The sequence below is a fragment of the Bacteroides muris (ex Afrizal et al. 2022) genome (genome assembly GCF_004793475.1).
In the GTDB taxonomy this organism is placed as follows: domain Bacteria; phylum Bacteroidota; class Bacteroidia; order Bacteroidales; family Bacteroidaceae; genus Bacteroides; species Bacteroides muris.
On sequence record NZ_SRYZ01000143.1, the window covers coordinates 1 to 356 of the forward strand.

The window sequence follows — 356 nt, forward strand, 5'->3', positions numbered from 1 at the left end:
ATTCCAACCTCAGACGGCTCCAAAGATTCTTTGCCAAGTATGTTCTTGACCTTGATGTCATAGCCCGTATGATTTTCTCGCTGCTTCCTGTCAAGACAGGTCTTGTGCTCAGCATGGATCGTACCAACTGGAAATTCGGGGAGTTCAATATAAACATCCTTATGTTGGGCATAACCTATAAAGGGATTGCCTTCCCTTTGATATTCAGCCTTCTTCCGAAACGTGGCAACTCCAACTGGGAAGAACGCAAGAAAATTATGGAACGTTTTATCCGTCTTTTCGGAGCAGACTGCATCGACTGCCTTGTGGCAGACCGCGAGTTCATCGGAAAGGAATGGACAGGATGGCTCAACAGC

The 356-nt window shown here is 46.6% G+C and carries 1 pseudogene; it reads left to right on the forward strand.

Annotation, left to right across the window (positions count from 1 at the left end):
• Positions 1-356: pseudogene (locus E5355_RS19260) on the forward strand (IS4 family transposase); the annotation flags it as partial.